A 6,080-nucleotide genomic window follows, 5' to 3' on the forward strand; every position below is an offset into this window, starting at 1 on the left:
TGCAACTACGTTGCGCACACAGCCGTCATCGGCCCAACTGCTCGTCGAGGATCGCGATACGCGCTCTGACCTGGTCGTACATCGGAGACTTCGGGTCGATGGACGAGAGATACGCCGCCCACGCCGTCGAATCCTCGCGACCGTCGGCCGTGGCGGTCCAGCGTGCGAGGAGGGACTGGTCGCAGGCCCGAAGCAGCGCCGCCTGCATGCGGACCCGCAGCTGTTCGCGAATCTCGTCGACCCCCGGCGCAACCGACCCGGGGAGCACCGGGCCGCGGTAGGCCGCCAGTGCCGCGGCCGCGTCTCCGCGTTCGAGTGCGCGCCGCACGTCACCGACGTCGGTACCCAGGTCCGTCAGCAGCCGGTACGGCCGCGACCCGAGGCCATCCGCGCCGAACACCTTGCGGAGCCGGGACATCTCGGCGCGGATGGTGACGGCGTCGAGTTCGGACTCGTCGAGCAGGATCGCCAGCTGATCGCCCGACAGGCCCTCGGGGCGGTCGGCGAGCAGCAGCAGGATCTCGGCGTGCCGACGCGAGAGCGGGATCCGCTCGCCGTCCCGGACCAGGGTGGGCCGCTCCGACCCGAGTACCGCCAGCCGAGGCACCGCGGTGCCGAGCAGCCGCGGCGAGTTCAGCAGGTGCAACCGCAACTCGGCCTCCGCGGCCGCGACCGTCGCCCGCACCAACGCGAGCACCTGCGGCTCGGCGACCCGGTGACCGCCCGTGATGTCGATGGCCCCGAGGATCTGCCCGCTCATCGGGTCGTGCACGGGGGCCGCCGAACAACTCCAGTCGTGCACGGCGGCGCTGAAATGCTCGGCCCCGAAGATCTGCACGCACTGGTCGACCGCGAGCGCGGTGCCCGGGGCGTTGGTGCCGACGCGGTCCTCACTCCAGTCGGCGCCCTCCACGAAGTGCATCGCGACAGCGCGGTCCTTCGCCGCCGAGTCCCCCTCGACCCACAGCAGCCGGCCGTCGGCGTCGCTGATCGCCACGAGCAGTCCGGTGTCGGCGGCGTCGTCGACCAGCAGCCTGCGCACGACCGGCCGAACCAGTGCCATCGGGTGGGCGGCACGGTAACTCTCGAGTTCGACTCCGTCGAGATCGCCGCCCTCGCCGACGGTCTCGGGGTTCACACCACGATTGCGGCTGCGCAGCCAGGAATCGAACACCACCGGCCGCACCAGCGGTTCGTCCTCGGGATCGTCCGTCTGCGGGGCCGCACCCGCCATGAAGGAGCGGTGCGCGGAGGACACGGTGCGGGCGAGCTGCGCGACGTCGTCGCCCGGTCGAACGGCCACCCAGGGGTTGCTGCGCGCGGTGGTGCTCAAGGAAGTCCCTCCGTCGAGGCTGGTACCCCCACTGTAACGCCAGTCACACGACCCCGGTTGCGTGTCGGCCCCGACCGGCGACGACAGAAGTACTGGTCAGCCGTCCAGGACGGCGGCGACGAACTCCGCGACCCGCTCCCCGATCATGACGGTGGTCGCGTGCGGCCCCCGTGACGGCAGCGACGGCATCACCGAGCCGTCGCCCAGCCACAGCCCCTCCACCCCGATCACCCGGCATCGCTCGTCCACGACCGCGTGGGGATCGTCCGGGGAGCCCATCGCGCAGCTGCCCGACAGGTGCATCGACGTGCCGAGGTCCTCGAGCGTGAGGGCTCCGCGCGCGGGCGGAGCCGTCAGCTCGGCGAAGGGCGGACCGGCCACCAGGTCCCGGGCCAGGTCCAGCCCGGCACGCAGCGCGCGGCGATCGGCGCCGTCGCTCAGGTAGCGGTACCGCACGAGCGGCGGGTCCGCGGGCTCGGCGGACCGCAGCACGATCTCTCCGCGGCTGCGCGGCCGCATCAGCGCCACCCCGATCCGGCCGAGCGGGTCGTCCACGCCGGGAATCGAGCGGCCGAACGGCGCGGTGTAGGGACGCAGCTCGACGTCCTCCGCTTCGAGAACCACCTCCAGGATCGCCTGGTCGGGTCGGTGCGGCAGTGCCGTCACCGGCCGGTAGCCGACCGTCACCTCCGGATGGTCCTCGAACCCCTGACCGACACCCGGCCGGTCGACGGACACCGGCACCCCGATGTCCGAAAGATGCTGCGCGGGGCCGATTCCGGAGTGCATCAGCAGGTGTGGTGTACCGACGGCACCCGCGCACACCACCACGGTGTCGCCCCGCAGCACCTCCAGGCGACCCGCCGCTTCGACCTCGACGCCCGCCGCCCGCACGCCCGACAGCAGCACCCTGCGGGCCGACGCCCCGGTGAGCACCCGCAGGTTCGGCCGGCCCAGGTGCGGCGACAGATAGGCCGTTGCAGTGCTCACCCGCCGGCCGTCGCGCGCGTTCAACGGCACCGGCCCGACGCCTGCGGCGTCCGGTTCGTTGAGGTCCGCGCGGTACCCGAAGCCGGCCCGGGTGGCACCCTCGAGGAACGCCGCGCTGACCGGATGCAGATCGCCGGGAGCGGTGCGGACGACGGGGATCGGGCCGTGGTCACCGTGCCAGCGGCGGTCCCCGAACGGGTCCGACTCGAGCCTGCGAAAGTAGGGCAGCACCCGCTCGTACGACCACGACGACGGCCAGCGATCGAAGTCTGCGGCGGTGCCGCGGAGGAAGTAGCCGCCGTTGACGGCGCCGGACCCGCCCAGCACCCGACCCCGCGCGAGGGTGGTGAGCGGTTCGCCGATCCGGTCGCGCAGCTGCGCCGGGTACCGCCAGACGACATCGCTGTCCGGCCCGACCGGCAGCACCCCGAGCGGCCCGGGCGGGCCTGCGACCGCCCCCGCCTCGACCAGCGTCACGGTCCGGTCGAGATTCTCGCTCAACCGGGCGGCCACGACGCAGCCGGCGGAACCGGCTCCGACCACGATCACATCGGCACCCGGAACCGGCCCCGGTGTCACCGGGTCAGGCGTGGAGTCAGGGCGGCGAGGCTGCGGTGCGTGATCGCTCCCCGCCACAGGCCCGCCCCGTAGGCGAGGTCGTCGAGCCGCTTGTAGACGACGTGCCGCACCGGACCGAGCCCGCCCGGTTCACGGTGGGTCCACCAGTCCGCCACGCCCTCGGCCACCGCGATCGCAACCACCGCCCTGCGCACACGCCGTGAGCAGATCGCGGCGAGCACCGTCACCGGCCAGTAGTGCCGGCACACCGCGGACGCGAGTTGCCAGGCCCCGCCGGCCATGCCCTGAATCGCGAGAACGGTGGCGATCCGAGTCGGCTGGTCGAGTTCACCGAACGTACGGCGCAGCCGACGCACCGTCACCACCTGGGTGGCGAGGGCCCCGACCACCCCGATGCGGGTTCCGGTGGCGGCGAGCAGCCAGGCGGCGAGCGTCCACCACGACATGGCCAGGGGCGGCACCAGCCCGCGATGCCGGGACGCCAGCGGCGCCGCACCCGTTCCGTAGAACATCTTGCGGCCGAACCATTTCCGGAACGACACCCGATGGTCGTGCGCGACGTGCGAGATGGGCTCGTACCGCAACCGCCAGCCCGCCTCGTGCAGCCGCCAGCACAGGTCGACGTCCTCGGCGACATGCATGGCCTCGTCGAAGCCACCGCACTCGTCGAGAGCCCGGCGCCGCACCAGCATCGCCGCACTCGGCACGTACGACACCGCACTGCCCGCCCGCACCGGCGCCTCCTTGCGACCGAGGTCCAGCGAGGACCGGGCGTGCTCGTATCGGGCGAGCGCTCCCCCGTTCGGTTCGAGGGCGACGATCCGTGGCGCGACCATCGCGACGGCGGGGTCGCTGAAGTGCCCGAGCATCGCATCGAGCCAGCCGGTCCGCGGCACGACGTCCGAATCGAGGAACGCGACGAACTCGGTTGTCGCGGCCTCCATCCCGGTGTTGCGAGCGGCGGCAGGTCCACGCGATTCCGGGTGCCGGAGCACCCGGACCTCGCCGCGGCCCCGGACGGGAGGCGGGGTGATCGGCTCGGCCGACCCGTCGTCGACGACGATGACGGTCAGGCCGTGCAGCGCCGGGAGCAGCCGGTTGAGCCCGACCATGTTGTCCTTGACCGGGACGACGACGGTGACGTCGTGACTGGGCGGCGAGCTCATCGGGCGCGGGTTCGCCACACCGGAGTCGAGCAGGTGCCGGGCGACCGCAGCGGACTGCTGGTCGACCACCTTCAGGTAGCCGTCCCCGATCATCGCGGCGGCGGTCGGCGCGAGTTTGAGCATCCGGGTCGGCGATCCCCCGATCAGAACTCGTCCGTCGGAGAAGGCGCGCACCGTCGGATCGAGTCGCACCCCGAATCCGTCGGGCAGTCGAGCTTGACGCATCAGGCGATCGTATTCGGATCTGGCCTCACCGCAACATCCCGCGGACATCCGGCTGCCACCGACTCACCGCCGCGGTCGCGAGCTCGCACATCCGGTCGAACAGTCGGGCCCCCTCCTCCGCGTCGGCGGCGGTCGGGTCGCCGAGCACCCCGTTCGCGCTGACCGCCGCGACACCCCCGGCCCGGAGGTCGGGCATCAGTTCCGCGATGGGCCGCAGATCGCCTGCCTCGATCCTGTCCGTGCGCACCACTTCCGGCGAAAGGTGCAGCAACAGCGCTGTTTCGGTGTGCCCGGCATGGGCGTCGGCGCTCGGTACGGCACACGGCAGCCAGGCCACGTCCCGGCCCTCGTACCGCAGAAGGGCCACTGCGTCCGCGAGGGCGGGCGCGTTCCCTCCGTGCCCGTTGACGAACAGCAGGCGAGGGGTCCAGCGACACGCCGAACGGCCGTACTCGACGACCAGATTCCGCAACGCCTCACTACCGAGGGACACGGTTCCGGCGAATCCCTCGTGCTCTCCGCTGGCGCCGTACGCGATCGCGGGCGCGAGGTCGAATCCCGGCAGCGCCGCGGCCACCGCGGTCGCGATGCGCGTGTCGGTGTCGAGAGGCAGGTGTGGGCCGTGCTGCTCGAGCGACCCGACAGGCACCGCGATGGACGGCGGACGAGCGGCGACATCCTGCCACGTTGCCACGGCGAGGGAGGTGGACGGAGGGACGGCAGTCATGCCCGAAATCGTAGAACCTGCCTCCATCGACACCGGCACGGCAGCGGGCCCGGCAACCAACCCGAATCCGGGCACCCAAAGGTTCCTGTGCATGTGCTGTCAACCCCGCAATCGTTCGAACACCCGGTGCTGTGATCTCGGTACGGGTCGGCGAGGGAGGCGTCGGCCGTCACCGTTTCACGCGTGACTACTCGACGAATCCGAAGTTGATGCGGCGCGGTTCGTTGGAATCAGGCGGCGGGAGAGCCTGGCTTACTTACAGCACGCTGGGACCCGTCGGTTCGAACACGACGCCGCTCCACATGCAGGGAAGCCAGATTCGCGTCGACATGCCGCGGCTCTATCGGTAAGTCGCAGAACAGTTGTGGCGCAACCTCACGACCGTCACCCCGCTTGGCGATCAGCTTGCCCAGGTTGAGTTCCCCGACCGCGTCGCCCCGCATGCCGATAAGACAGAACTGTCCGTCCTTGGCGAGCGCGTCGACGTTGCGGTCCAGGTACTTGGCGCCCATGTCGTCGAGGATCAGGTCGGCGCCGCGCTGCGGGGTTCCTTGAACAGATATGCCGCGGCGAGAGGGACGCCCGCCCAACGATCCCAAGGACGCCCGACGCCCACGAACACCACGTCACCCCCAACCGCCCTCGCTTCACGGAAAGCCTGGTGCGGAGTGCCGCTTTCCACTATCGTTAGAACATCAGTTCGAATCACGGGGGGTGACGAGCAGATGGACGAACACCTGACAGCACTCGCCGCCGCCATCGACGGCCTGCTCACCGACCCGCTGACCGGACTCACCGACAGTGAGGTCATCGACACGCTGCAGCGGATTGAAGTGACGCTGCGGAAGGCCTCCGCGGTCGGACACCGGCTGATCGTCGAGACGGTGGAGCGGTCGATCCCTGGAAACCTGCACTGCCGATCCGTGAGCGAATTCCTCACCCAAACCCTGCGTATCTCCGGCGCCGACGCCGCCCGACGAGTCAAGGGCGCGAACAAGGTCGGCACCTGGCACACAATCGGCGGCGACCCGATGGATGCGGTTCTGCCGGTCACCGCGCA

At 71.1% G+C, this 6,080-nt stretch carries 5 protein-coding genes and 1 pseudogene; 1 reads left to right on the forward strand and 5 read right to left on the reverse strand.

From position 1 onward, the window contains the following. Positions 1 to 25 precede the first annotated feature (25 nt). The 5 genes and pseudogenes from ACWDU4_RS14270 to ACWDU4_RS14290 all read right to left on the reverse strand — a co-directional run. Positions 26 to 1,333, reverse strand: a complete 1,308-nt coding sequence (locus ACWDU4_RS14270) for a transcriptional regulator (RefSeq protein ID WP_450114560.1) — start codon at positions 1,331 to 1,333, stop codon at positions 26 to 28. Positions 1,334 to 1,429: 96 nt separating this feature from the next. Beyond that, positions 1,430 to 2,872: a mycofactocin dehydrogenase MftG gene (gene mftG, locus ACWDU4_RS14275; RefSeq protein ID WP_450114561.1), complete on the reverse strand. Its 1,443-nt coding sequence runs from the start codon at positions 2,870 to 2,872 to the stop codon at positions 1,430 to 1,432. Between the two features lie 26 nt (positions 2,873 to 2,898). Then, positions 2,899 to 4,293 carry a mycofactocin biosynthesis glycosyltransferase MftF gene (gene mftF / locus ACWDU4_RS14280; RefSeq protein ID WP_450114562.1) on the reverse strand — a complete coding sequence of 465 codons (1,395 nt, stop codon included), beginning with the start codon at positions 4,291 to 4,293 and terminating at the stop codon, positions 2,899 to 2,901. Between the two features lie 25 nt (positions 4,294 to 4,318). Next, the gene (mftE, locus tag ACWDU4_RS14285) at positions 4,319 to 5,020 is read right to left on the reverse strand and encodes a mycofactocin biosynthesis peptidyl-dipeptidase MftE (RefSeq protein WP_450114563.1); all 702 of its coding nucleotides are present in this window, start codon (positions 5,018 to 5,020) and stop codon (positions 4,319 to 4,321) included. A 386-nt stretch (positions 5,021 to 5,406) separates the two neighbouring features. Then, positions 5,407 to 5,556: pseudogene (locus ACWDU4_RS14290) on the reverse strand (NAD(P)H-quinone oxidoreductase); the annotation flags it as partial. Positions 5,557 to 5,745: 189 nt separating this feature from the next. Between ACWDU4_RS14290 and ACWDU4_RS14295 the strand changes: the two are divergent. Continuing rightward, positions 5,746 to 6,080 (forward strand): DUF222 domain-containing protein (locus ACWDU4_RS14295; RefSeq protein ID WP_450114564.1); only part of this gene is annotated, 335 nt, incomplete at its 3' end.

The sequence above is a fragment of the Rhodococcus sp. NPDC003348 genome (assembly GCF_053589375.1).